Source organism: Roseomonas aerilata DSM 19363, from assembly GCF_000711725.1.
Taxonomy (GTDB): domain Bacteria; phylum Pseudomonadota; class Alphaproteobacteria; order Acetobacterales; family Acetobacteraceae; genus Roseomonas; species Roseomonas aerilata.
Map to the genome: position 1 here is coordinate 215,438 of NZ_JONP01000007.1, position 21,038 is coordinate 236,475.

The following is a 21,038-nucleotide window of genomic DNA, read 5'->3' on the forward strand; positions in this document are numbered from 1 at the left end:
TTTCTCTCCATGACCTGAGCGGCGATCACCCTGCAGCGCGGCTGTTGCGGGCGCGATGTGCGTGGCAAGCTCCTTCCAGCACGGGAAGGAACGGGTTCATGGCAGGTCGCCTCGCGGGTAAGCGCGCCTTCGTCACCGCGGCGGGGCAGGGGATCGGCCGCGCCATCGCGCTCGCCTTCGCGCGGGAGGGCGCGCGGGTTCTCGCGACGGATCGTGACGCGGACAAGCTCGCCGGGCTCGAGGGCTGCGAGACGGCGGTGCTGGACGTGCTGGACGACGCCGCCTTCATCGGGGCGGTGCAGGGCGCCGGCCCGTTGGACGCGATGGTGAACTGCGCCGGCGTCGTGCACCAGAACACCGCCCTGACCTGCACCGACGCGGAGTGGGAGGCGGCCTTCGCCCTGAACTGCCGCGCCACCTGGAAGGGAATGGCGGCGGCGCTGCCGGGGATGGTGGAGCGGCGCCGGGGCGCGGTGGTCAACATCGCGAGCGCCGCGGGATGGGCCAAGGCGGCGCCGAACCGTTTTGTCTACGGCGCCACCAAGGCGGCCATCGTGGGCATGACCAAGGCGGCGGCGGTGGACGTGGTGGCCCAGGGCGTGCGGCTGAACTGCATCTGCCCGGGCACGATCGACACCCCCTCCCTCGGCGAGCGCATCGCGGCCAATGCCGCGGCGGCCGGCGGCGTGGAGGCGGCGCGCGCTGCCTTCGTGGCGCGGCAGGCGGTGGGGCGGCTGGGAAGCGCGGAGGAGATCGCGGCGCTGGCGGTCTACCTCGCCTCGGACGAGAGCGCCTTCGTCACGGGACAGGCCATGGTGATCGACGGGGGGTGGACGCTCTGAGGCTGCCGGTTCTGGCGGCCCCTGGGGAGAGGAAGAAGGAATTCTTCCTCTCCCCAGACCCCTCACCATCATCTTTTTCTTCGAGTTTGAGAAAACTTTGCGGCCGGTGCGCCTCGGGTCAATGACCCGAGGCGACTGCACGCGCAGGAAGGGCGCCAGGGAACAGAACTGCCCCGATCACCGCAACCGCGCCAGCCAGATGGGGATCCAAGGGCCTCAGGCCCTTGGCGGGTGAGGTGCCGAAGAGGGCGGAGCCCTCTCTGGCGGCCGCAGCGGGAGGCCGCCGTCGGCGGGCGCTATCCCCGCTCCGCCAGCAGCCGCTCGATATCGGCCGAGAGCTTTTCCGGCGCGGTAGTGGGGGCGTAACGGCCGGCTACGCGGCCGTCGCGGCCGATGAGGAACTTCGTGAAGTTCCACTTGATCGCCTCGGTCCCGAGGGCGCCGGGCGCGGCCTGCTTGAGGTGGCGGAAGATCGGGTCGGCGCCTGTGCCGTTCACCTCGATTTTCGCCAGGATGGGGAAGGTCACGTCGTAGGTCGTGCTGCAGAAGTTCGCGATCGCCGCGTCGTCGCCGGGCTCCTGGCTCGCGAACTGATTGCAGGGGAAGGCGAGGACGGTGAAGCCCCGGTCGGCGTAGCGGCGCTGGAGGGCTTCCAGCCCTGCGTACTGAGGAGTGAAGCCGCAGCGGCTGGCAGTGTTGACCACCAGCAACACCTTCCCGCGGAGATCGGCGAGGGGCAGGGCGCTGCCGTCGGAGCGGCGGGCAGAGAGGTCGAGAAGGGATTCGCTCAATTCGCGGGCTCCAGGCGGAGGATGCGGCCGCGATCCTCGTCGGTCAGGATGTAGAGGAGGCCGTCCGGGCCGGGCAGCACCTGGCGGAAGCGGGTGCGGCCCCAAAGCATGCGCTCCTCCGCCACCACGCGGTCCCCGTCCATGGTGAGGCGCACGAGGCCGGGCGGGTTGAGGGCGGCGAGGAAGAGATTGCCGCGCCAGGCGGGGAAGGCGTCCCCGGTGAGGAAGTTCCCGCCCGAGGGGCTGACGGCGGGGGTCCAGTGCCGGAGGGGTTCCTCGATGCCGGGGGCGCTGGCGCGGCCGGTGCCGATGGGGCTGCCGTCGTAGTCGGTGCCGTAGGAAACGATCGGCCAGCCGTAATTGGCGCCGGCGCGGAGGAGGTTCACCTCGTCGCCGCCCCTGGCGCCGAACTCGATCTCGATGATCGAGCCGGTGGCGGGGTTCACCGCGAGGCCCTGGGGGTTGCGGTGGCCGAGGGTGAAGATCTCGGCGCGGGCGCCGTGGCGGCCTGCGAAGGGGTTTCCGGCGGCGGGGCTCCCGTCGCGCTCGAGGCGCAGAACCTTGCCGGCGAGGTCGGCTAGGTCCTGGGCGCGGGACTTGTTGGCGTAACGATCTCCGGTGGACAGAAGGAGCTTTCCGTCGCGACCGAAGACGATGCGGCAGCCGTAGTGGTTGCGGCCGGAGGACTGGGCGGGTGTCGCGTCCAGCAGCGTGCGCGTGCCGTCCAGGCGGGAGGAGTCGGGGGAAAGGGTGGCGGTGGCGAGGCGGGTGAGCACGCCGCCCGGCGCCGCGCCGGCGAGGCAGAAGTAGAGCTGCCGGGTGGAAGCGAAGTCGGGCGCGAGGGCCACGTCGAGCAGCCCGCCCTGGCCGGCCGCCACCACTTCCGGCACGCCGGGGAGGGGGGCGGACACCGTGCCGTCTGTCTCAACGAGGCGCAGGCGGCCGGGGCGCTCCGTCACCAGCATCCGGCCGTCCGGCAGGAAGGCGGCGCCCCAGGGGCGGTCGAGGCCGGTCGCGAAGGCGGCCACGCGGAAGGCGCCGCGCTCGCTGCGGACCACCTCCTGGGCGCGGACGGGGTCGGCGGCGCAGGCCGCCAGACCCAAACCCGAGAGAAGAGCGAGGAGCCGCGCGGCGCGCCTCACGGCCGGGACCGCGTGGTCAGGCCTTGGCGCCGATCGCCTGGTCCACCCAATCGCGGAGCTGGCCGCGCGGCATGGCACCGACCTTCATGTCCACGGGCTTGCCGTCCTTGAAGAGGATCATCGTCGGGATGCCGCGCACCGCGTACTCGTTCGGCGTCATCGGGTTCTCGTCGATATTGACCTTGGCGACGGTCAGCTTGCCCGCGTAGTCGCGGCCGATCTCGTCGAGGATCGGGCCGACCGTGCGGCAGGGGCCGCACCACTCCGCCCAGAAGTCGACGAGCACGGGGCCGTCGGCCTGGAGGACGTCGGTCTTGAAGCTGTCGTCGCTGACGGCCTTGGTGTTCTCGCTCATTGCGCTGCGTTTCCGAAAGGGGCCCGCTGGGGGATCACCCCCGAAGGTCGGGATGTGCGGGGTCCGGGTCAAGGAGGGGATGCGACCCCGTCAGCCCATCGGGCGCCCGCGCGTTCATGCCGCATGGAGCACGAGCCCCCACCCATGGTCGAGCTGATCGAGGCCCGGCTGGAACGCCTGGACCTCTCGCCCGAGGAGGCTTTCCGTCAGGCGGGGCTTCCCCCCGACCTGCTGCCGCGCCTGCGGGACGGCACGGCCGCCGTGCCGCGCGGGTCGCGCCTCGTCCGGCTGGCGGAGGTTCTCGGCACCTCCGTTTCCTGGCTTGTCGGGCTGGACCCGGACGTGGCGCCGCCGCCGGAGGTGCTGGAGGAGGAACAGGGCAGCCTCGGCCTTCTGGCGGGCGACGAGGAGGCCCTGCTGCGGGCCTACCGCTCCCTCGACTTCCCGACCAAGGCGGCGCTGCTGACGGTGGTGCGGCGGATGGTGGGGCCTGAGCCGGTACCGGAGGTGCCGGCCAAAGGGCGGCGGCGCGGCGGGTAGGCGCGCTTCGCGAAGGGTTTCTCGCGCCCTCCTTGATGACGCGGCCGTCATCTCCCCATTGCGTCCGCGCGGCGCATGGCCCATGTCCCCTTCGCATTCTCAGGGGCGGTCCTGGACGGCGCGGCCGGCAGGTTTACCCCGGGGGGGCGCCGACCTAGTCTCACCCGGGAGTGGGGGACCGGGTCGTGGGCCCGCCAAACCAGGCAAGGATATCGGGGCTTAAAATGGGTTCGTTCAGCATCTGGCACTGGCTCGTCGTGCTGCTGGTCGTGCTGCTGCTCTTCGGCAGCGGCAAGATCAGCGGGCTGATGGGGGACCTCGCCACGGGCATCAAGTCCTTCAAGAAGAACATCAAGGAGGACGAGCCCGACGCCTCCATGGCCGACAGCACCGTGGTGCCGCCGAGCGGCAACCTGCCGCCGCCGACCGTGCATGGCGCGGGCGTGCACGCCGCCACCACGGATGCCGGCCGCACGGTGCGCACCCCCCCGGGGGCCTGACACCGGCCTCTCGGCCCGGAACGGCGCGCCGGTCCCGCAGGGGGCCGGCGCCTGTCGTTTGGGCCGCCTGCGCGAGGAGGGGCGATGCCTGATCCTATCCCTGATGCGGCAGTCCAGGCCGTGGTCGAGGCAGGCCGCCGCATGGCCGAGCGGAACTGGGTGCCGGCCACGGCCGGCAACATCTCGGTTCGCCTGGCCGGCGGCCGGGTGGCGATCACCCGATCCGGCTTCCACAAGGCTCATCTGACGGCCGAGGCCGTCATGGCCGTGGACCTCCAGGGCGCGCCGGAGCAGGCGGGGCTGCGGCCTTCCGCCGAGACCGGGCTGCATTGCGGCGTCTACCGCGCCTTCCCGGAGGCGCGTGCCGTGGTGCACGGCCACTCCGTCGCCAACACCGTCCTCTCCCGCCGGGCGGGCGAGACGATCCGGCTGGAGGGCTACGAGCTGCTGAAGGCCTTCCCGGGCCTCGACACCCATGCGGCCGTCGTCACCGTGCCCGTGCTGGACAACGACCAGGACATCCCGCGCCTGCAGGCGGCGGTCGAGGCCCGTTGGTCCCGCATGGCCGCCCCCGTCGTGCCCGGGTATTTGATACGCGGCCACGGTGTTTATGTATGGGGCCCCGACATGGACGCCGCCCTGGCGCGCCTGGAGGGACTCGAGTTCATGCTGGCCTGCAAGATGGCCGCCATCAGCCTGGGAGGTTCCGACCCATGAGCCGCCTCGTCATCCACGACGCCGAGACCAAGGCCATCCTGGCCGATACGCAGGACGCGGCGGAGATCGCCGCCCTTCTCGCGCCCATTGGCGTGCGCTTCGAGCGCTGGGAGGTCGCGGACCTTCCGCCGGGCGCCGAGGCGGAGGCGGTGCTGGCCGCCTACAAGCCGCGCCTCGATGCCCTGATGGGCGAGACGAAGGCGGGCACGGCGGACGTGATCCGCCTGACCGCCGACCACCCGCAGGCCGACGCCATCCGCGCCAAGTTCCTCGCCGAGCACATCCACACCGAGGACGAGGTGCGCTTCTTCCACGAGGGAGCGGGCAACTTCATCCTTAATGTCGGGGGCAAGGTCTACGACGCCCACTGCACGCGCGGCGACCTCATCTCCGTGCCCGCCGAGACGCAGCACTGGTTCGATGCCGGCCCCACGCCCAACGTCACGGCCCTGAGGATCTTCACGGACACCACCGGGTGGACGCCGCACTACACCGGCACCGACATGTCGGAGCGCTTTCCGGCCACGACCGCTTGAGCGCGACCCCTTGAGCATGGCGCCCCGCGCGGTCGTCCTCGATATCGAGGGCACGACAAGCGCCATCGCCTTCGTGAAGGATACGCTCTTCCCCTTCGCGGAGAGGGCGCTGGGCGGTTACCTGCGCGCGCATGCGGGGGAGCCGGCGGTCGCCGCCCTGCTCGACGAGGTGCGCGCCCTGGCCCCTGGCGAGGAGCCGGAGTCGGCGCTGCGCGGCTGGATGGCGCGGGACGAGAAGGTGACGCCGCTGAAGGCGCTGCAGGGGATGATCTGGCGCGAGGGCTTCGAGTCGGGGGCGCTCCGCGGCCATCTCTGGCCGGATGTCGCCCCCTGCCTGCGGGCCTGGGCGGGGGCGGGGATCGCGCTGCGGATCTACTCCTCCGGCTCGGTGGAGGCGCAGCGGCTGCTCTTCGCGCATACCGAGGCGGGCGACCTCACGCCGCTTCTCTCGGGCTTCGACGACACGCGCACCGGCCCCAAGCGGGAGGCCGCCTCCTACGCGGCCATCGCGGCCTCGGCCGGGTTCCCACCCGGGGAGATGCTCTTTCTCTCGGACGTGGCGGAAGAACTGGACGCGGCGGCCTCGGCCGGGTTGGCCGTCTGCCAGCTCGTGCGCCCCGCCGATGGCACGGTGGCCAGCGGCCGGCATCCCGCCTGCGCCACCTTCCCCGAAGTCGCCACCCGTTTCGGCCTGCCCGCCCCGGACGACCCGCCCTCGGGCTAAGGCGACGCTGTCATGTTGCCGCGCTTGCGGGCCGCCGCGCGCGGGTCCAGAGGGGTTGGCCCCAAGGCACTGACCGCCTCTTCCTTCTTCGCCCGATTCCTGCGCCCGGACGCCGGGAGACACCGCGCATGATGACCACCTATTCCCTCCGCGGCGGCGCCTGCGCCGTTCACGGGGGCCTCGATACGGCCGAGTCGATCGCCGCCTCCACCTGGATCGACCTCCTCAATCCGACTCCGGAGGAGGAGCGGGCGGTGCAGGACGCGCTTCACATCGAGGTGCCGACGCGCGAGGAGATGCAGGAGATCGAGAGCTCCTCGCGGCTCTATAAGGAGGGCGAGGTGCTCTTCCTGACCGCCGCCTTTCTCTACGGCGCGGAGGAGGGGGAGTTCGGCTCGACCCCCATCACCTTCGTCCTCGCCCCCAGCGCGCTGATCACGGTGCGCTACGCGACGCCGAAGGCCTTCTCGGTCTTCGCGGTGCGCGCCCAGCGGCAGGGGCTGCCGCTGCTGCGGACGCCGGACGGGGTGATGCTCCACATCTTTGAGCAGATCGTGGACCGGCTGGCCGACATCCTCGAGCGCACCGCGAGCGAGATGGACCGCGCGAGCCAGACGACCTTCCGCAACGCCCGCAACATGCATGTGAAGGCGAACAAGCGCGACGTGGACCTGCGACAGGCCCTCCTTACCCTCGGCCAGGTCGGCGAGGTGACGAGCCGCGCAAGCGACACGCTCCTCGGCCTCACCCGCATCCTCACCTTCGTGGGCGCCGAGAAGTCGAGCGCGATACGGAAGGAGAACCAGGCGATGATCAAGACCCTGGTGCGCGACGTGCGCTCCCTCGCCGAATACGCGAACACGATGAGCAGCAAGGCGCAGTTCCTGCTCGATGCCGTGCTGGGCATCATCAACATGGACCAGAACGGGATCATCAAGACCTTCACGGTCGCGTCCGTCGCGCTGATGCCGCCAACGCTGGTGGCCAGCATCTACGGCATGAACTTCGACAACATGCCCGAGCTGAAATGGGCGCTGGGTTATCCCTGGGCCCTGCTGCTGATGGTCGCGAGCGCGCTGCTGCCGCTGGTCTACTTCAAGCGCAAGGGCTGGCTCTAGGGCCAGCCTGGCGTCAGGCCCGGCTGCCCTCGGGCGGCGCGGGGGCCTCGGCGGCGGGACGCGGCCGGCGGCCCCCTGCCGCGGCGCGCGCCGCCTTCATCCGCCGGCGCCCGAGATAGAGGATCCAGCCGGTGATGCCGAAGAGCGGCATGGCGAGGCTCGCGACCATCATCAGCGCGGTGCCCAGCGGCCCGAAATAGGAGCCGCTGTGCAGCGCGAGCATGCTGCCAATCAGCCGGTGGCCGAGGGGCTGCCCGGCGTAGCGGCGGTGCTCCACTACCTCGCCGGCGGCGTTGATGGCGATGCTGCTGCGCGCGTCCTCATGCGCCGCCTCCGCCTCGACATAGGTGATGCGGAGGGGCTGGCCGGGGTTGGGAAGGCGGAGCTGGGCCGTGGCGTAGTCCGGCCGCTCGCGCAGGAAGACGGCCCAGGCGGCGTCGAGATCGACGGCCGGGCGGGCGGCGCGGCCCTCACCCCGCGCGCGCCCCTCGCCCTGGCCTTGCGAGCCCTCGCCGCGCGGCGGACCGGCTTCCGCATTGGGGCGGGGGGCACCGGTGAGGTCGAAGAGGGCGCTGCGGTACCAGTCGAAGGACCAGAAGAGCCCTGTCAGCCCCGCCAGCACGTAAAGCGGCAGCACCCAGGTGCCGATCACGGCGTGGAGCCGCCAGAGCAGGGCGCGGCCGCGGAGCTTCGGATCGATGCGGAACCAGGCCCGCCAGCTCAGCACCCGCCGAGGCCAGCGGAGATAGAGTCCGGTGAGGGAGAGGACGACGAGGGCGATGGTGGAGACGCCCACGACGATCCGGCCCTCTGCCCCCGCCAGCAGCCAGCGGTGCAGCTCGCGCGTGGTGCGGAAGAAGCCCTCGCCGACGGGCGTGCCGAGGAGGCTGCCGTCGCGCGGGTCGGCGAGGCGCAGCTCGCGCCGCGGGCGGGTGCCGGGCGCGGGCGCCTCGCGCGGGGTGAGGAAGGCGCGCGCCGGCCGGTCGGGCGCGGCGGCGAGGGTGAGGGAGGCGACGCGGCCGCCGCTCGCCGCCTCGATCCGGCGGATCAGCTCGGCCGGGGGCAGGGTGGGCTCGGGGCGGGCCGCCACGGTAAGGACGCCCGGGTTCAGCGCGCGCAGGATCTCGTCCTGGTAGGAGAGGAGGGCGCCGGTGACGCCGACCACCATCAGCACCATCCCGGCCGTGATGCCAATGAACCAGTGGATCTGGAACAGGACCGGGGAGAGGCCCGGCAGGCGGCGTGGGGAGGGATCGGGCAAGGGCAGGGTTCTCATCGGCCGCGCGGCGACGGCGCGCCGGCCGATGAGTTGCTAATGCGAGTTGGTATCAGTGGCAAGCAGGGCCTGCGCCCCTCAGCCGTTGAGGTGCGCGCCGAACTTCGCCATCCAGAAGTTCGACACCGAGGTTCCGGGCCCCGAGCGCAGCCGGACCGTCCAGAGCGGCTCCCGCGGGTCCGCCGTCTCGATGAGAAAGTTCCAGCCCACGCGCCGGTCCGCGCGGTTGTAGACCGGCTCGGTCCGCCATTTGCGAATGACGGCGTAGGGGATGAGCTTCGTGACGCGCCGGGAGGCGATGCCGAGCATCTCCTCGGTCCCGCTGAACAGGAGGGTGGCGTCGCGCCCCTCCAGCCGGTCCTCCAGGCTCGGGCATTCGCGAACCAGCGCCGCGACGGCCTTGCGGCGCGCCGCGATGCTCCACCAGGCCCATCCCCCGATCACGCCCAGGAGCGCGAGCGCGCCCAGCACCGCCAGCGTCACCACCTCTGCCCAGGCTCCCGATTCGTTTCCCCCGGGGGATAGGGCCAAGCCCGCGCCGGATCAACGCGCCGGGCCGTTCCCCGCCGATGCAACCCGGCCCGCCGCGCGCCATTTGTTGCCCTATGAGCACCACATCCTCCGATGCGCCGTCCGGGACGCTGCCCGCCTTGCTGACCCTCCCCGAGGACGCCCAGCTCGGCCTTGCCAAGGCCGTGGCGACGCTCGAGGGGCCCTCCGTCGCCGCGCGGCTGGCCGCCATCGCTGGCACGCCGGTGGAGGCGCTGAAGGCCCGCCTGCCCACGAATATCCGCGAGCAGGTGGACGCCGCCGTCAGCAAGGCGCTGGAGAAAGCCTGGTCCACCGCCGTCGGCACCGAGCCGCGGCGCACGCCCTTCGGCATCGACACCACCTGGTTCCACCGGGGTGTCGCGGCCGCGACCGGCGCTGCCGGCGGGGCCTTCGGCCTCCTCGGCACCGTGGCCGAGCTGCCGATCTCCACCACCGTCCTCCTCCGCCAGATCGCGGCCGAGGCCGCCGCCGCCGGCGAGGACCCGCGCACGCCCTCGACGGCCGCCGAATGCATGGCCGTCTTCGCGCTCGGCAGTCCCGCGAACGCGGAGGACGACATCGCGGAGACCGGCTACTTCGCCGCCCGCATCGCCCTTGCCCAGATGCTGCCCAATGCCGCCACCAGCCTCGTCTCCGGCCTCGTGCCTGGCTTCCTCGGCGCCATCGCGGCGCGCTTCACGGGAACGGTCGGCCTGAAGCTCTCCGCCCAGGCGGTGCCGGTGATCGGGGCGGCGGCAGGGGCGGCGATCAACCTCGCCTTCCTCGAACATTTCCGGTCCGTGGCAGCGGCCCACTTCCTCGTGCGTCGGCTGGAACGAGTCTATGGCGCGGATCGGGTGCGCGCGGCCTACGACGCGCTGCGGGATGGAAATACGGCCTGATTGGCCGGCGCGGGTGGCTCCGGGGGAGAGAAGGAATTCTCTCCCCCAGACCCCCACTCATCTTTTTCTCTCAGTTGGAGATACTGGGCGGCCGGTGCGCCTCGGGTTGATGACCCGAGGCGACCGACCTTTCAGGAAGGTTCCGCGACAGCCAAAGGGGGATCCAAGGGCTTCAGGCCCTTGGCTGGAGAGGTCTGGAGAGGGCAGCGCCCTCTCCAGGGTCACAGGCTCAGGCCAGCGGCAGGGCTGCGACCTCACCCACCACATGGTTGTTGCTGTCCAACACCGGCGCCTCCACCGCGCGCGCCAATTCGGCGGTCCGGTCGGCGGGCAGAAGGCCCAGGCGGCCGAGGACGGTGGCGAAGAGCGCCATTTTTCCGCGCGTGGCGCCGTCGGTGATCTTCACGGCGATGCCGAGGCCTCGTTCCGGCACGAAACCGAGGACGAAGCCTTCCGCGCCCTCCTTCAGCAGCACGCGGCCTTCCGTGGCGGCGACGATGCGCTCGGTGGGGCGGCCGCGGCCGGAGAGGTGGGCGGGGTGCTCGCGGAGCGCTGCGAGCAGGCGGCGGATGGCGGCCTCGCGCCGGGTGTCGGACACGGCGAGGGCGGCGTAGCGCGCGGCGGCGCGGGCGGCGTCGGTCATGGTCATGGCCAGGGCGGGAAGGCCGCAGCCGTCGGTGCCGCGGGGCAGGGCGGTGGCGTCGCGGCCGATGAGGTCCGAGAGAGCGTCGAGCCAGTGGCGCTGGGCGGGGTGGTCGGGCCGCTCGTAGCCCCCGGGCTGGCCGAAGGCGGCGGCGGCGGCGAGGAAGCCGCAGTGCTTGCCGGAGCAGTTGTGGAAGACCCGCCGCTTGCCGCCGGCGCGGGCGGCATCGACGAGGTCTCCCTCGTCCATCGGGAAGGCGGGGCCGCAGACAAGGGCGGATTCGGGGCGGCCGAGGCGGCGGAGCCATGCCTCCACCATGGCGACCTGGAAGGGCTCGGCGCGGTGGGAGGCGCAGGCGAGGGCGAGATGGGCGGAATCGAGCCCGTCCGCGGCGCCGCTTTCCACGAGGGAGAGAGCCTGGAAGGGTTTGAGGGAGGAGCGGGGGAAGGTGAGCAGGCCGGGGTCGCCCCAGGCGTGCAGGAGGCGCCCCGTGGCATCGGCGACGACGGCGGTGCCCTGGTGGGCGCTCTCGGTCACGCCGCCGCGGCGGAGCTCGATGCGGGCGGAGGGGGCCGGAGGGGAGCTGAAGCTTGTCATGAGCGGCCTCGTCGGAGCAGCAGCGCCGGCAGGCGCAGGAGGAAGCCGGTCATCAGCCGCGTGTGCATGCCGGTGAGCAGCAGGTTGTCGCGGCCGTAGCGGAAGTGGGAACTCCCGCCCTCGGCCGGGGCGAGGTAGCGCACCCGGGCGGGGATGTTGAGGGCGGGCACCCCGGCCCAGGCGAGGCGCACCACGGCCTCGGCGTCGAAGTCGTAGCGGCGCATCCAGCGCGTGCGGCCCATGATCGCGAGGAGCGGGGCGATGGGATAGACGCGGAAGCCGAAGAGACTATCCGCGATCGCCTCGCCGCCCGGGGTGGACCAGAGGGTTTCCAGGCCCGCCCACCAGTTGGAGACGCGCCGCCCGCGCACGCGGAGCTGCGGCGCCTCGGGGCCGAAGACGGGGGTGCCGAGCACCATGGCCTCCGGGCGCGCGGCGGAGGCGGCTATGAAGTCGGCGATGCGGTCCGCCGGGTGCTGGCCGTCGGCGTCCATGGTCAGGGCATGGGTGAAGCCCTCGGCCGACGCGCGTTGCAGGGCGTCGAGCAGGGCCGCGCCCTTGCCGCCGTTCGCGGGGCGTTCGATGAGGCGGAAGCCGGGGTCCTCGATCGCGCGCAGCGGGGCGGCGGAGCCGTCGGTGCTGCCGTCCACCACCACCCAGACGGCGGGCCAGGCGGTGCGGGCGGCCGCGACAGTCTCGGCCAGCTTGGGCCCGGTGTTGTAGCTGGGGATGAGGACGAGGTGGGTGCTGCTCAACGGGACCTCGTTCCGAGAGCGTCGGCGTGCCGCTGGCGAAGGGCCTCCGCGAACTCCGCGGCGGGGCCCTCGACAGGAAGGCGCTCACCGAGGCGGGCGCGGTAGCGGAGGGGGAAGGCCGGGCGGCGCCAGAGCGGCCAGCCCTTGCCGAGGTAGCGGGTGTTGCTCTCGATGAGGACCGTCTGCACCGGGGCCCGGGCGCGGCGGGCGATGAGGGCGAAGCCGGGGTGGAAGGGGCCGATCAGGCCGTCGGGTGAGCGCGTGCCCTCGGGGAAGACGAGGAGGTTGGCGCCCGAGCGCAGCGCCTCCGTCGCGCGGGCGAAGACCCGGCGGGGATCGCCGTTCGGGATGTAGCCCGCGAGGCGCCCGCCCCCGAGGGCCGGGTTGCGCTCCAGCCCCGCCTTCATGATGCAGACCGTGTCCGGCAGGCGGGAGACGACGAGCATCACGTCGAGCATCGAGAGGTGGTTCGGCGCGACGACGAGGCCGCGCGCACTGCGAAGGGGCTCCAGCCCCTCGAGGTCCAGTTCCACGATCCCCGCGCGCTCCATCAGGCGCAGCAGCCAGCGGAAGCCCACGGTGATGGCGCGCCGGCCGAGGGGCCGGCCGATGCGGTGCGGGAGGAGGAAGGAGAGGGGAAAGGCAATCAGCCCCCATCCGAGGAAGCACGCGCCGAGCACCGCGAGCATGGCGTAGAAGGCGAGGCCGTCCCGCAGGCTGCCCTGACGCTCGGGGGGCGCGAGGCGGGCGGGCGGGGGCTCGCAGGCGGTGCAGGATGGCGCGCGCACTCGTTCCCCCCTTGGTCTCCGGACCGGGGTGGCGCCTGGGCCCCGGTCGTGCTGCGCGGGAGGATACATGGGGCGGGCGGGCCTGCCCTAGCCCTCCAGCGCCAGCACGGCGAAAGTCGCGAGCCAGTGCTCGCCCATGTAGTGCCCGGCGACGTGCGGCAGCCCGGCCTCGAGATGGGCCGCGGCGGCGGCGAGCATGGCGGGGCGGCGCGCATCGCCCTCCGGCAGGGCGGCGGCGAGGCGGCGCCAGCACCAGGCGCGGGAGAGGTTCAGGCCGTCCAGATGGGCGATCTTGCCGTCCGTGCGGTCCGAGACGGTGGCGGGGGTGAGGAGGGTGGCGGGCTGCCCCTCGGCCAGGCGGGGAAGGAAGGCGTCGAACCAGTGCCCGAACTCGGCAGGCGGCAGCAGGCGGGCCATCAGCGCGGCCTCCACCAGAGTGGGCGAGAGGAAGTCGTCGCCCCCGGGCTCGCCCCAGGCGGGGCAGTCGCGGTCGGGCCCGTAGAAGCGGCGCGCGAAGGGGGCGATCTCCGCCTCCATGACGTCCGCGGCCATAAGGAGGGCGAAGGCGGTGTTGCCGTGCGTGCCCGTGCGGACGGGATAGGTGGCGAGCGGGAGGAAATCCCGGAAGCGCCTCGCGAAGGCCTCGGCCAGCGGCGCCAGGCGCCGCGCCCAGGGCTCCTCCGGGTGCAGCGCCAGCTCGGCGGCCAGGGCCAGCAGCCAGCCCCAGCCATAGGGCCGCTCGAAGCCGCGGGCGGAGGGGCGGGCGAGATAGGCGCATTCCCCGGCCACCGCTTCGGGCGTCAGGCGGCGGTGCAGCAGGGCGCGAATGGCCGGCGCCTGGGGCATGCCGGGGAAGCGGCGAAGAAGGCGGGCCAGCATCCAGTGGGCGTGGACGCAGGAGTGCCAGTCGAAGCTGCCGAAGAAGGCGGGGTGCAGGGCGGCGGGCGTGCGGGCGTCCGCCGGGCCTTCCAGCACATGGTCGGGCTTGTGCGGGTATTCCCGCTCGGCATGGTCGAGCGCGATGGCGGCGAGGCGGGAGGAGAGGGCCTCGCTGAGGCGGGAACCGGCGGATTGGGGCAGGGGCGGGCGCTCGCTCGATGGGACAGTACTCTTTCCCGAGACGCGCGGGGCCGCAAGACGGGGTGAGACCCTGTTCCCGCCCCGTGGCCTCGCCGCGCGTTTCCGCCTTGCCCCTGCCGGCGCCGCGTGGGATGCCCCCGCGCATGTTGCGCGCCCTCTACGACCGGATCATCGCCCTCTCCGCCCATCCCAGGGCGCCGACGCTGCTGGGCGTCGTCTCCTTCGCGGAGAGCAGCGTCTTTCCGATCCCGCCGGACGCCATGCTCATCCCCATGTGCCTCGCCCGGCCGGAGCGCGCCTATCACTACGCGCTGATCTGCACGATCACCTCGGTGCTCGGCGGTCTTCTCGGCTACGCGATCGGCGCCTTCTTCTTTGAGGCGGTGGCGATGCCGGTCCTCTCGGCCTACGGCCACGCGGACGCGCTGGCCACCTTCACGGGCTGGTTCGAGCGCTGGGGCGCGGCGGTCATCCTCATCAAGGGGCTGACGCCGATCCCCTACAAGATCGTCACCATCGCCTCAGGCGCGGCGCATTTCTCGCTGCTCGTGTTCTTCGTGTGCAGCATTCTCACCCGCGGGGCGCGCTTCTTCCTCCTCGCCTTCCTGCTGCGCCGCTACGGGCCGCCGGCGCGGGAATTCATCGAGCGGCGGCTGAACCTCATCGCGGGGGTGACGGCGCTGGCGATCATCGGGGGGTTCCTGGCGCTGCGCTTCGTTTGACGGGGCGTCGCTTCGTGACTCCGGGGAGAGGAAGAAGGAATTCTTCCTCTCCCCGGACCCCTAACCATCATCTTTTTCTTCAGGTTTGAAGGGTTTTGCGGCGGGTGTGTCCCGGGTCGTGGACCCGAGGCGACCGCACGGGCAGGAAGAGCGCCGAAGGAGCACCAGCCCCAACCATCGCATCCGCGACAGCCAAGCGGGGATCCAAGGGCCTCAGGCCCTTGGCGGGCGAGGTTCGGAGAGGGCAGCGCCCTCTCCGGGGCCGCCGCGCCCTTCTCGGCCACGGGGACGCAAGCGGCGCCGAATGCCGTAAGAGGGACGGACAGCGTCTCCTGGCCCGTTCCTTTTCTCCGCGGCGGGCAGGGCGCCGCAAACCCTAACCTCCGGTTGCGCAGGCAGGATGAAGAGAGACGAGAGCTTCGAGATCTTCCTCGCGACCGCGCCGGGCCTTGAGGCCCTGCTGCTCGAGGAGGTGCGCGGCAAGGGTTTCAACCACCCGCGGGCCGTGCCGGGCGGCGTGACCATCCGGGGCGGCTGGCCCGAGGTGTGGCGCGCCAATCTCTGGGTCCGCGGCGCGGGGCGCGTGCTGGCGCGGCTGGACAGCTTCCGCGTCACCCATCTGGCCCAGCTCGACGCGCGGGCGCGCCGGGTGCCCTGGGCGGAGGTGCTGCGGCCCGACACGCCGTTCCGGGTGGAGGCGACCTGCGCGGCGTCGCGCATCTACCACTCCGGCGCGGCGGCCGAGCGGATCGCGACGGCCATCCGCGAGACCCTGGGCGCCCCGGAATCGGCGGAGGCGGAGGTTCTCGTGCGCGCGCGGATCGAGCACGACACCTGCACCATCAGCGTCGATACCTCCGGCCCGAGCCTGCACAAGCGCGGCTACAAGGAGGCCGTGAACGCGGCGCCGATGCGCGAGACCATGGCCTCGCTCTTCCTGCTCGGATGTGGCTACCGGGGCGCGGAGCCCGTGCTGGACCCGATGTGCGGCTCCGGCACCTTCGTCATCGAGGCGGCCGAGATCGCGGCGCGGCTCAATCCCGGCCGAGCCCGTTCCTTCGCCTTCGAAAGGCTGGTGAGTTTCGATCCCGAGGCCTGGGGGCGCATGCGAGAGGTGCGGAGCGCCCGCACCCCGCCGGCCCGCTTCCACGGGAGCGACCGGGATGCCGGCGCCGTCGCGATGAGCCGGGCGAACGCGGCGCGCGCGGGGGTGACCGACTTCACGGAGTTCCGGCAGGCCACGATCAGCGAGATCGTGCCGCCGGAGGGGCCGCCGGGACTGGTGATCGCCAATCCGCCCTACGGCACCCGGCTCGGCGACCGGGGAGAGCTCTCCGCCCTCTATCGCGCCTTCGGCCAGACGCTGCGGAGCCGCTTCTCGGGCTGGCGCGTGGGGATTGTCGCGGCCGAGCCGGCGCTGGCCCATGCGACGGGCCTGCCCTTCCTGCCGGTGGGCGCGCCGGTGCCGCATGGCGGGTTGCGCGTCTCGCTGTTCCGGACCGAAGCGCTGCCCTGAGGGGACCGCGGGGCGGAACCCTCCGCGGCGCGGCGGTGGCAGGGCCTGCGGTCCGACCCCACATCGCGCGCATGCCCTTCCGCGCCATCGAATCCTTCATCGACCCGATCGCCCCGCCGGGGCAGCGGGCCGCCAGGGCCTTCGGCGTGCCGGTGCCGGAGGGGCCGCCGCCGGATACCCTCCTCGGCTTCTACTGGCACTTCGCCCGCCAGGCCCGCGCGCTGGTCGTCGCGCTCTTCGCCACGGGCATGCTGGTGGCGCTGCTGGACAGCCTCATCCCCGTCTTCATCGGGCGGGTGGTGGCGCTGCTCAACGCCCATGAGCCCGGGCAGCTCTGGGCGGAGGCGGGGGGCAGCCTTCTCCTCATGGGCGTCGTGCTGCTGGTGCTGCGGCCCGCCGCGATCCTCGCGCAGAACCTTGTGACCAACCAGGGGATCAACCCGGCCTTCACCAGCCTCATCCGCTGGCAGTCGCACCGGCTGGTCTCGCGCCAGGGCTGGGCCTTCTTCCAGGAGGACTTCGCGGGGCGCGTGGCGAACCGGGTGATGCAGGCGGGGCCGGCGCTGCGGGAATCGGTGGTCCAGGCGGTGACCGCCGTCTGGTACATCCTCGTCTACGGATCGAGCGCGGTGCTCTGGCTCGGCGGCGCGGACTGGCGGCTGGCGATGCCCATCCTTGTCTGGTTCGTGGCCTATGCGGCCCTGCTGCGCTTCGTGGTGCCCCGGATGCGCGACCGCTCGCGTGCCGCCTCCGAGCAGCGGAGCCTGCTGACGGGGCGGATCGTGGATGCCTACACCAACATCCTCTCGATCAAGCTCTTCGCGCGGGCGGAGCGGGAGGACGCCTTCGTGCAGGAGGGCGTGCGCGGCCTGACCGACACCTTCCAGCGCCAGTCCCGCATGGTCACGGCCAACGCGGCGCTGCTCTCCACGCTGAACGCGGTGCTGCTGGTGGGTATGGCGGGCACGGCCATCGCGCTCTGGGCGCATGGCGGGCTGGCCGTGGCGGCGGTGGCGACCGCGCTGCCCATGGCCTGGCAGATCGCCAACATGTCGGGCTGGGTGGCCTTCAACGTGGCCGGCATCTTCGAGAATATCGGCGTGGTGCAGGAGGCCATGCGGAGCATCGCCGTGCCGCCGACCGAGCCGGACCCGCCGCTGGCCCGCCCGCTGCGCGTCACCCGCGGCGCCATCCGCTTTGAGGGCGTGCGCTTCGGCTATGGCCGGCGGGATGCCTCGGTGCTCGATGGGTTCGAACTGGACGTGGCGCCGGGGGAGAGGGTGGGGCTGGTCGGGCAGTCCGGGGCGGGCAAGACCACGGCGGTGAACCTTCTGCTTCGCTTCTTCCACCCGGAGGCGGGGCGGATCACGATCGACGGCCAGGACATCGCGGGCGTGACCGGGGAGAGCCTGCGGGGTGCGATCGGGCTCGTGACGCAGGACACGGCGCTTCTGCACCGCTCCATCCTCGACAACATCCGCTTCGGCCGGCCCGATGCCTCGATGGCGGAGGTGGAGGAGGCGGCGCGGCGGGCAGAGGCGGCGGGGTTCATCGAGGCGCTGTCGGACTGGCGGGGTCGGCGGGGCTATGATGCCCATGCGGGGGAGCGGGGCGTGAAGCTCTCAGGCGGGCAGCGCCAGCGGGTGGCCATTGCGCGGGTGCTGCTGAAGGACGCTCCCATCCTTGTGCTCGACGAGGCGACCAGCGCCCTCGATTCGGAGGTGGAGGCGGCCATTCAGGAGCAGCTCGCCACCCTTATGCAGGGGAAGACGGTGATCGCCATCGCCCACCGCCTCTCCACCATCGCGAGCCTCGACCGCTTGGTGGTGCTGGAGGCCGGGCGGGTGGTGGAGACCGGCTCGCACGCCGCCCTCCTGGCCCGGAACGGCGCCTATGCGCGGCTCTGGGCGCGGCAATCGGGCGGCTTCATCGGGGCCTGAACCCCTTTGCCGGGGGCCGTGCGCCGCGCAGGATGGGGTGTCGGGTTGCCTTTGCCGCACCGCACGCGCTTGACACCACATGGACCGCAATTTAGGGACCCCCTGCCTTCCGGGGGGATGCCTCGGGAGAGCAAGGTGGAACACCGGGACGGCTTCGACGACCGACTTCGGCAGGCCAGGGCCAAGCAGGGCCTGGACCCCAACCCCGCGAAAGCGGAAGGGGGACTGCCGACGGGACCGTGGGGAATAGGCTTCCGCGCGGGGGTCGAAGTCGTGGCGGCGCTGGTCGCGGGCGCGGGTCTGGGCTTCCTGCTCGACCGCTGGCTCGGAACCTTCCCCTGGCTCTTCCTTGTCTTCTTCCTCGTGGGTGGCGCCGCGGGGGTGCTGAACGTCTATCGGCTGTTCAAGCCCCGACCGAACGCCAAGCCTTGAGCCGTAACGCAGGGACCGACACGTGGCCGCCGAAGGCAAGACGATCGACGCGCTGAGCCAGTTCGAGCTGGTCCCGGTTCTCGGGCCCATCGGGCGGGCCGTGGGCTTCTCCCAGTCCAATGCGCACATGCTTCTCGCCGTGGGGCTGATCACCCTGCTGTTCATGGTGGGCATGCGCCACCGGGCCGTGGTACCGGGCCGGCTGCAGTCCGCGGCCGAGATGCTCTACGAATTCGTGGAAGGGGTGCTCATCGGCCAGGTCGGCCATGAGGGGCGCCGCTACTTCCCCTTCGTCTTCGCGCTCTTCATGTTCGTCCTCTTTGGCAACATGCTGGGCCTGCTGCCCTACGCCTTCACCTACACCTCGCACATCGCGGTCACGCTCGGCCTCGCGATCCTGGTGTTCCTGGTGACGACGATCGTGGCGCTGGCGATCCACGGCAAGAAGTTCTTCGGCTACTTCTTCCCCGAGGGCGCGCCGCTCTGGCTCGCGCCCATCATCATCCCGGTCGAGGTCGTGTCCTACATCTCCCGGCCGATCTCCCTCTCCATCCGTCTCTTCGCGAACATGGTCGCGGGACACGTGATGCTGAAGGTCTTCGCGACCTTCATCGTGCTGATCGGCTCGCTGGGCGCCGTCGGCTTCCTGGGCGCCGCCCTGCCGCTCGCGGTGAACGTGGCCCTGATCGGCTTCGAGATCCTCGTCGCCTTCCTTCAGGCCTATGTCTTCGCGATCCTCACCAGCATCTACCTGCACGACGCAGTGCATCTGCACTAAGCGACGCGCAGGCCACCAAACCTTTCCAGACAAGGAAAAGCTCAGATGAACGACCCCGCCGCCTATCTCGGCGCCTACAAGGCGCTCGGTGCCGGCCTCGCCGTGATCGCGCTGTTCGGCGTGGGCCTCGGCATCGGCAACATCTTCTCCTCGCTGATCAACAGCGTGGCCCGCAACCCGTCCGCCCGCGACGCCGTGTTCCCGATCGGCATTCTGGGCTTCGCGCTGACGGAAGCCGTCGCGCTCTTCGCGCTGCTGATCGCCTTCCTCATCCTCTTCGCCTGATCGGGTCCGCGCTTCGGGCGGGTAGGCCTTCTGGAGGCTTGCCCGCCCGTTCGCCCTTTCAGCGCGGCCTCCTCGCCCGCCTGCCGAGGAACGGAGACATGATGCCCCGCCTGCCCCACGGTTCGTTCTGGCGCCTCGCGGTGATCGGCCTGCTGCTCTCGCAGGCGCCCGCTTTCCTGGGCTCGGCTGCCCTCGCCCAGCACGTGACCGCCCCGGCGCCGACCGGCCCGGTCCGCACCGACGAGCCGCTGCCCGGCGGGCGCCCGCCGAGCCCCCCCGTGCAGGCGGACAGCGACCGCGCGAACGCGATCCGGGAAGCCAACCGCACCGCGGCCGAGTACAACCAGGCCGCGCATGAGGCCGCCGACACGGGCGGCATGCCGCAGCTCGACTTCGCGAACCCGCTGACCATCGCCCAGGTGGTCTGGCTCTTCGTGATTTTCGGCCTGCTGGTCTTCCTTGCGGCCCATTACCTGCTGCCGCCGGTGGCCGAGGTGCTGGAGAACCGCCGCGCCCGCATCGGCGCCGACCTCGACGCCGCCCGCGACGCCCGCGCCGAGGCCGAGGCCGCCGAGGCCGGCCAGCGCGACAGCACCGCCCGCGCCCGCGCGGAGGCCCAGGCCTCTGTCGCCGCGGCCGCCGCCGCCGCCCAGGCCGACGCCGCCCGCCGCAACGAGGCGCTGGCCGAGAAGCTGAACGCGCAGATCGCCGAGGCCGAGACGCGCATCTCCGCCGCCCGCGACTCCGCCATGGCCGCGCTGCGCGAGGCCGCGACGGACGCGACCCAGGCGCTGGTGAAGCGCCTCTCGGGCCTTGAGGACAAGGCGGCCGTCGAGGCCGCGGTCGGCCGCGAGCTGGCAGCCCGCAACATCACCTCGGGAGCGGCGTGATGCACCATTACGAGCACTTCTGGCTGGACCCGAAGTTCTGGGTCGCCGTCTCCTTCGTCATCTTCCTGCTGCTGCTCGGCCGGACCGTCTGGACGAAGGCCATGGCCGCGCTCGACGCCCGCGCCGAGGGCGTGCGGAACGAGTTGGCTGAGGCCACGCGGCTGCGCGCCGAGGCGGAGGCCATGCGCAAGCAGGCCGAGGCCGATCGCGCCGCCGCCGTGACCGAGGCCGAGGCGATGATCACCCGTGCCCGCGCCGAGGCCGACCGCGTGGCGGCCGCCGCAACCGCCGAGGCCGAGGCGAGCGCCGCCCGGCGCGAGCGCATGGCGATGGACCGCATCGCCGCCGCCGAGGCGAGCGCGCTGGCCGAGGTGCGCCAGGCTGCCGCCGAGATCGCGGCGAGCGCCGCGCGCTCCGTCATCTCGGAGAAGCTGACCGCCGAGGCCGATGCCGCCATGGTGGACAAGGCCGTCGCTGACCTGCCGCGGGCGCTGCGCGCCGCCTGAGCCGGCCTTCGGATCGGAGCAACCTGGACGGGGGCCTCAGGGCCCCCGTTCGCGTTTGTGGGGGCCGGTGCCTCCCCGTTTGCTTTTCCGCCGGGCCCGACTAGCCTCCCCATGGGATTCCGAATGGGGAGA

Annotated in this window: 25 protein-coding genes; 16 read left to right on the forward strand and 9 right to left on the reverse strand. The window is 72.2% G+C overall.

Annotated features, from left to right (window positions below):
* The first annotated feature begins 98 nt into the window (after window positions 1–98).
* A complete protein-coding gene (locus BO39_RS10595; RefSeq protein ID WP_043832749.1) occupies window positions 99–842 on the forward strand; it encodes an SDR family oxidoreductase in 744 nt (247 codons plus the stop codon).
* A gap of 296 nt (window positions 843–1,138) precedes the next feature.
* Here BO39_RS10595 and BO39_RS10600 read toward each other — a convergent pair whose 3' ends face one another.
* From BO39_RS10600 to trxA, 3 genes are read right to left on the reverse strand one after another with little or no spacing between them, the layout of a single operon-like run.
* Complete coding sequence (locus tag BO39_RS10600; protein WP_043832751.1) at window positions 1,139–1,633, reverse strand: glutathione peroxidase; 495 nt, start codon at window positions 1,631–1,633, stop codon at window positions 1,139–1,141.
* The gene (locus tag BO39_RS10605; protein WP_043832753.1) at window positions 1,630–2,775 is read right to left on the reverse strand and encodes a PQQ-dependent sugar dehydrogenase; all 1,146 of its coding nucleotides are present in this window, start codon (window positions 2,773–2,775) and stop codon (window positions 1,630–1,632) included. Before BO39_RS10605 ends, BO39_RS10600 begins: the two co-directional genes overlap by 4 nt.
* 16 nt (window positions 2,776–2,791) lie before the next feature.
* On the reverse strand, window positions 2,792–3,130 hold the full coding sequence (gene trxA, locus BO39_RS10610) for a thioredoxin TrxA (protein ID WP_043832756.1): 339 nt from the start codon (window positions 3,128–3,130) through the stop codon (window positions 2,792–2,794).
* Between the two features lie 144 nt (window positions 3,131–3,274).
* Between trxA and BO39_RS10615 the strand changes: the two genes are divergently transcribed.
* The 6 genes from BO39_RS10615 to BO39_RS10640 all read left to right on the forward strand — a co-directional run bounded on the left by BO39_RS10615 (window position 3,275) and on the right by BO39_RS10640 (window position 7,265).
* Window positions 3,275–3,670, forward strand: a complete 396-nt coding sequence (locus tag BO39_RS10615; RefSeq protein WP_232480137.1) for a hypothetical protein — start codon at window positions 3,275–3,277, stop codon at window positions 3,668–3,670.
* 224 nt (window positions 3,671–3,894) lie between these two features.
* Window positions 3,895–4,170, forward strand: coding sequence for a twin-arginine translocase TatA/TatE family subunit (locus tag BO39_RS10620; protein ID WP_043832760.1), 276 nt, complete (start codon window positions 3,895–3,897; stop codon window positions 4,168–4,170).
* 84 nt (window positions 4,171–4,254) lie between these two features.
* Window positions 4,255–4,887 carry a methylthioribulose 1-phosphate dehydratase gene (locus BO39_RS10625; protein ID WP_043832762.1) on the forward strand — a complete coding sequence of 211 codons (633 nt, stop codon included), beginning with the start codon at window positions 4,255–4,257 and terminating at the stop codon, window positions 4,885–4,887.
* The gene (locus tag BO39_RS10630) at window positions 4,884–5,423 is read left to right on the forward strand and encodes a 1,2-dihydroxy-3-keto-5-methylthiopentene dioxygenase (RefSeq protein ID WP_043832764.1); all 540 of its coding nucleotides are present in this window, start codon (window positions 4,884–4,886) and stop codon (window positions 5,421–5,423) included. Before BO39_RS10625 ends, BO39_RS10630 begins: the two co-directional genes overlap by 4 nt.
* A 16-nt stretch (window positions 5,424–5,439) precedes the next feature.
* Window positions 5,440–6,147, forward strand: a complete 708-nt coding sequence (gene mtnC / locus BO39_RS10635) for an acireductone synthase (RefSeq protein ID WP_043832973.1) — start codon at window positions 5,440–5,442, stop codon at window positions 6,145–6,147.
* A 128-nt stretch (window positions 6,148–6,275) separates the two neighbouring features.
* Window positions 6,276–7,265 carry a magnesium transporter CorA family protein gene (locus BO39_RS10640; protein WP_043832766.1) on the forward strand — a complete coding sequence of 330 codons (990 nt, stop codon included), beginning with the start codon at window positions 6,276–6,278 and terminating at the stop codon, window positions 7,263–7,265.
* A 13-nt stretch (window positions 7,266–7,278) separates the two neighbouring features.
* Here BO39_RS10640 and BO39_RS10645 read toward each other — a convergent pair whose 3' ends face one another.
* Window positions 7,279–8,526: a PepSY-associated TM helix domain-containing protein gene (locus tag BO39_RS10645; RefSeq protein WP_052401910.1), complete on the reverse strand. Its 1,248-nt coding sequence runs from the start codon at window positions 8,524–8,526 to the stop codon at window positions 7,279–7,281.
* A 93-nt stretch (window positions 8,527–8,619) separates the two neighbouring features.
* A complete protein-coding gene (locus BO39_RS10650; protein ID WP_043832768.1) occupies window positions 8,620–9,027 on the reverse strand; it encodes a hypothetical protein in 408 nt (135 codons plus the stop codon).
* A gap of 164 nt (window positions 9,028–9,191) precedes the next feature.
* Between BO39_RS10650 and BO39_RS10655 the strand changes: the two genes are divergently transcribed.
* Entirely contained in the window at window positions 9,192–9,974 is a 783-nt protein-coding gene (locus BO39_RS10655) for an EcsC family protein (RefSeq protein ID WP_245615092.1), read from the forward strand.
* 229 nt (window positions 9,975–10,203) lie between these two features.
* Here BO39_RS10655 and BO39_RS10660 read toward each other — a convergent pair whose 3' ends face one another.
* From BO39_RS10660 to BO39_RS10675, 4 genes are all read right to left on the reverse strand, one after another.
* The gene (locus BO39_RS10660) at window positions 10,204–11,214 is read right to left on the reverse strand and encodes an asparaginase (protein ID WP_052401912.1); all 1,011 of its coding nucleotides are present in this window, start codon (window positions 11,212–11,214) and stop codon (window positions 10,204–10,206) included.
* Entirely contained in the window at window positions 11,211–11,969 is a 759-nt protein-coding gene (locus BO39_RS10665) for a glycosyltransferase family 2 protein (RefSeq protein ID WP_043832770.1), read from the reverse strand. The genes BO39_RS10660 and BO39_RS10665 overlap by 4 nt, the downstream gene beginning before the upstream one ends.
* Window positions 11,966–12,757, reverse strand: coding sequence for a lysophospholipid acyltransferase family protein (locus BO39_RS10670; protein ID WP_052401913.1), 792 nt, complete (start codon window positions 12,755–12,757; stop codon window positions 11,966–11,968). Before BO39_RS10670 ends, BO39_RS10665 begins: the two co-directional genes overlap by 4 nt.
* 87 nt (window positions 12,758–12,844) lie before the next feature.
* Window positions 12,845–13,837, reverse strand: coding sequence for a DUF2891 domain-containing protein (locus tag BO39_RS10675; RefSeq protein WP_043832772.1), 993 nt, complete (start codon window positions 13,835–13,837; stop codon window positions 12,845–12,847).
* Between the two features lie 143 nt (window positions 13,838–13,980).
* Here BO39_RS10675 and BO39_RS10680 point away from each other — a divergent pair, with 143 nt between their 5' ends.
* The 8 genes from BO39_RS10680 to BO39_RS10715 all read left to right on the forward strand — a co-directional run bounded on the left by BO39_RS10680 (window position 13,981) and on the right by BO39_RS10715 (window position 20,906).
* Complete coding sequence (locus BO39_RS10680; RefSeq protein ID WP_043832775.1) at window positions 13,981–14,559, forward strand: YqaA family protein; 579 nt, start codon at window positions 13,981–13,983, stop codon at window positions 14,557–14,559.
* Window positions 14,560–14,959: 400 nt separating this feature from the next.
* Window positions 14,960–16,075 carry a THUMP domain-containing class I SAM-dependent RNA methyltransferase gene (locus tag BO39_RS10685; RefSeq protein WP_043832777.1) on the forward strand — a complete coding sequence of 372 codons (1,116 nt, stop codon included), beginning with the start codon at window positions 14,960–14,962 and terminating at the stop codon, window positions 16,073–16,075.
* Window positions 16,076–16,146: 71 nt separating this feature from the next.
* A complete protein-coding gene (locus BO39_RS10690) occupies window positions 16,147–18,015 on the forward strand; it encodes an ABC transporter ATP-binding protein (RefSeq protein ID WP_043832779.1) in 1,869 nt (622 codons plus the stop codon).
* Between the two features lie 135 nt (window positions 18,016–18,150).
* Window positions 18,151–18,447: an AtpZ/AtpI family protein gene (locus BO39_RS10695; RefSeq protein WP_156963640.1), complete on the forward strand. Its 297-nt coding sequence runs from the start codon at window positions 18,151–18,153 to the stop codon at window positions 18,445–18,447.
* 22 nt (window positions 18,448–18,469) lie between these two features.
* A complete protein-coding gene (locus BO39_RS10700; RefSeq protein WP_043832784.1) occupies window positions 18,470–19,225 on the forward strand; it encodes a F0F1 ATP synthase subunit A in 756 nt (251 codons plus the stop codon).
* Window positions 19,226–19,270: 45 nt separating this feature from the next.
* Window positions 19,271–19,510: an ATP synthase subunit C family protein gene (locus BO39_RS10705; protein WP_043832786.1), complete on the forward strand. Its 240-nt coding sequence runs from the start codon at window positions 19,271–19,273 to the stop codon at window positions 19,508–19,510.
* Between the two features lie 98 nt (window positions 19,511–19,608).
* A complete protein-coding gene (locus tag BO39_RS34350) occupies window positions 19,609–20,400 on the forward strand; it encodes a F0F1 ATP synthase subunit B family protein (RefSeq protein ID WP_052401914.1) in 792 nt (263 codons plus the stop codon).
* Window positions 20,400–20,906, forward strand: a complete 507-nt coding sequence (locus BO39_RS10715; RefSeq protein ID WP_043832788.1) for a F0F1 ATP synthase subunit B family protein — start codon at window positions 20,400–20,402, stop codon at window positions 20,904–20,906. The genes BO39_RS34350 and BO39_RS10715 overlap by 1 nt, the downstream gene beginning before the upstream one ends.
* Window positions 20,907–21,038 lie beyond the last annotated feature (132 nt).

Excerpts from the sequence above, each read along its gene's own strand:
- BO39_RS10660 (WP_052401912.1), bottom strand. The coding sequence starts at position 11,214 with ATGACAAGCTTCAGCTCCCCTCCGGCCCCCTCCGCCCGCATCGAGCTC.
- BO39_RS10640 (WP_043832766.1), top strand. The coding sequence starts at position 6,276 with ATGATGACCACCTATTCCCTCCGCGGCGGCGCCTGCGCCGTTCACGGG.
- BO39_RS10715 (WP_043832788.1), top strand. The coding sequence starts at position 20,400 with ATGCACCATTACGAGCACTTCTGGCTGGACCCGAAGTTCTGGGTCGCC.
- BO39_RS10690 (WP_043832779.1), top strand. The coding sequence starts at position 16,147 with ATGCCCTTCCGCGCCATCGAATCCTTCATCGACCCGATCGCCCCGCCG.
- BO39_RS10625 (WP_043832762.1), top strand. The coding sequence starts at position 4,255 with ATGCCTGATCCTATCCCTGATGCGGCAGTCCAGGCCGTGGTCGAGGCA.
- trxA (WP_043832756.1), bottom strand. The coding sequence starts at position 3,130 with ATGAGCGAGAACACCAAGGCCGTCAGCGACGACAGCTTCAAGACCGAC.
- BO39_RS10620 (WP_043832760.1), top strand. The coding sequence starts at position 3,895 with ATGGGTTCGTTCAGCATCTGGCACTGGCTCGTCGTGCTGCTGGTCGTG.
- BO39_RS10615 (WP_232480137.1), top strand. The coding sequence starts at position 3,275 with ATGGTCGAGCTGATCGAGGCCCGGCTGGAACGCCTGGACCTCTCGCCC.
- BO39_RS34350 (WP_052401914.1), top strand. The coding sequence starts at position 19,609 with ATGATGCCCCGCCTGCCCCACGGTTCGTTCTGGCGCCTCGCGGTGATC.
- BO39_RS10680 (WP_043832775.1), top strand. The coding sequence starts at position 13,981 with ATGTTGCGCGCCCTCTACGACCGGATCATCGCCCTCTCCGCCCATCCC.
- BO39_RS10630 (WP_043832764.1), top strand. The coding sequence starts at position 4,884 with ATGAGCCGCCTCGTCATCCACGACGCCGAGACCAAGGCCATCCTGGCC.
- BO39_RS10595 (WP_043832749.1), top strand. The coding sequence starts at position 99 with ATGGCAGGTCGCCTCGCGGGTAAGCGCGCCTTCGTCACCGCGGCGGGG.
- mtnC (WP_043832973.1), top strand. The coding sequence starts at position 5,440 with ATGGCGCCCCGCGCGGTCGTCCTCGATATCGAGGGCACGACAAGCGCC.
- BO39_RS10685 (WP_043832777.1), top strand. The coding sequence starts at position 14,960 with ATGAAGAGAGACGAGAGCTTCGAGATCTTCCTCGCGACCGCGCCGGGC.
- BO39_RS10705 (WP_043832786.1), top strand. The coding sequence starts at position 19,271 with ATGAACGACCCCGCCGCCTATCTCGGCGCCTACAAGGCGCTCGGTGCC.